Origin of the sequence: Ensifer sp. SSB1, from assembly GCF_016652895.1 — a bacterium.
Lineage (GTDB): Bacteria > Pseudomonadota > Alphaproteobacteria > Rhizobiales > Rhizobiaceae > Ensifer.
The window spans coordinates 1-1748 of record NZ_JAEPRP010000358.1 but is presented as its reverse complement, the minus strand read 5'-3'; the positions used below and the strand labels follow the sequence as shown (position 1 = coordinate 1748).

General features: G+C 58.0%; 2 protein-coding genes. Both read right to left on the bottom strand.

What is annotated here, in order from left to right:
* Positions 1-264: 264 nt before the first annotated feature.
* Positions 265-717 (bottom strand): phosphoribosyl-AMP cyclohydrolase, encoded by a 453-nt coding sequence (gene hisI / locus I8N66_RS37285; protein ID WP_113537734.1) that lies wholly within the window; start codon positions 715-717, stop codon positions 265-267.
* Positions 718-741: 24 nt separating this feature from the next.
* On the bottom strand, positions 742-1359 hold the full coding sequence (gene folE / locus I8N66_RS37280; protein WP_291165574.1) for a GTP cyclohydrolase I FolE: 618 nt from the start codon (positions 1357-1359) through the stop codon (positions 742-744).
* Between the last annotated feature and the right edge of the window lie 389 nt (positions 1360-1748).

Sequence of the window (1748 nt, the reverse complement as noted above, 5' to 3'; positions counted from 1 at the left end):
CGCGTCCTGGTGAGGCTCCGCCAAGCCGGCGCAGGTGCCGGCCTCGTCCTGTTCCATTGCTGAAAGACTGGCACCGTCGTTAGGTATATCACCGATCCGGTCGCCGATTGCGGCAAGATCGATAAACATTGGATACAGTTTGCAATACAGTCGGGACCGTTGCCGTTCCCTCATCGCGCCGCATCCTTGCTTAAGGATTAGGCGCTCGCTTGGTTTCCAAAAGATAAATATAGCATGTGTGCGCATCAAAAAGATGCGCGATGCTTAATTTTTATCATAGATTTCTGCAGGGTCGAAGTGCCTGTGGTCGTCGGTAGTTTCGACCGTCGCCTTGCCGTTTTCGGCGCCGACCGTGCGGTAGAAGCAGGACCGCCGACCCGTGTGGCAGGTGGCGTCGTGACCGCCGACGGAGACCTTGAGCCAGATCGCGTCCTGATCGCAATCGGTGCGGATTTCCTTGACCGATTGCAGGTTGCCGGAGCTTTCGCCCTTCTTCCAGAGGCTCTTGCGCGAGCGGCTGTAATAGTGCGCCACGCCCGTCTCGATCGTCAAAGCCAGTGCCTCGGCGTTCATGTGCGCGACCATCAAGAGTTCACCGTCCCGCACATCGGTGACGACGGCAGTGATCAACCCCTTCTCATCAAAGCGCGGGGTGAAGGCCGGTCCGGTTTCCAGCTCGGCCTTGTCGGAGGAGGGGGCGTCGAAAGTGAGCGTCATGGAAAGGCTCCGTCTGTCGGAGCCTTACTTGAAGCCCCTGATCATAGTCATGAACCGCGCCTGCTCGGCCGGTTCCGTCTGGAACGTACCCGTAAATGTGGTGGTCAGCGTTGTCGAGCCTTGCTTCTGGACGCCACGCATCGCCATGCACATGTGCTCGGCTTCGATCATCACGGCGACGCCGCGCGGAGCGAGCGATTCGTCGATCGACTTGGCGATCTGTGCCGTCATCGACTCCTGCGTCTGCAGCCTGCGGCCATAGATATCGACCACGCGGGCGATCTTCGAAAGGCCGAGGACACGACCGTTCGGCAGATAGGCGACATGGGCCTTGCCGATGATCGGCACCATATGGTGTTCGCAATGCGAATAGAACGGAATGTCCTTGACGAGGACCATGTCGTCGTAACCGGCAACCTCTTCGAAGGTCCGGCCGAGCACGTCTTCGGCAACGAGATCATAGCCGCTGAAAAGTTCGCGATAGGCCTTTGCCACACGCGCCGGCGTGTCGCTCAGGCCCTCGCGTGCTGGGTCGTCGCCAGCCCAGCGCAACAGAACGCGTACGGCATCCTCCGCTTCCTTCTGGGTCGGGCGGCCGCTCGCATCGTCGAGCACAGGAAAATTCTTCACTATGGCATCCATAATGGCCTCTTTGAGCAATACGGGATTGCTTGACGTTTTATCTTTCGGACAACTCGCCACTGGCCATTCGCCTAACCCTGCAGGCTTGGGTTCCGTTGGCGGGCTCCGGGGCTTTCGGGTCCTTGCTTAGCAGTGCACTGGACCTTCCGGCACGGTTTCCCAAACAACAGGCGACATTGTTCCTCTTGCGGAACTGTCGCCCCAACACGACATAGCATATAGTATGGTGCCACAGAGATGAAAGAGGCGGAGCGTGTCGCGTCGTGCTTTTTTCCTGCCTACCGGAGAAAATCATGCGTCGATCACTCAAAACAGCGAAAAATCAGTCGGATCGAGTCAAATGATGGATGACATCTACAACAGCCGAATTCTCGAATTTGCCGGGAACA

What these genes read in the sequence shown, in the direction of transcription:
- folE (WP_291165574.1), bottom strand. Translation starts at nt 1,359, where the DNA reads ATGGATGCCATAGTGAAGAATTTTCCTGTGCTCGACGATGCGAGCGGC.
- hisI (WP_113537734.1), bottom strand. Translation starts at nt 717, where the DNA reads ATGACGCTCACTTTCGACGCCCCCTCCTCCGACAAGGCCGAGCTGGAA.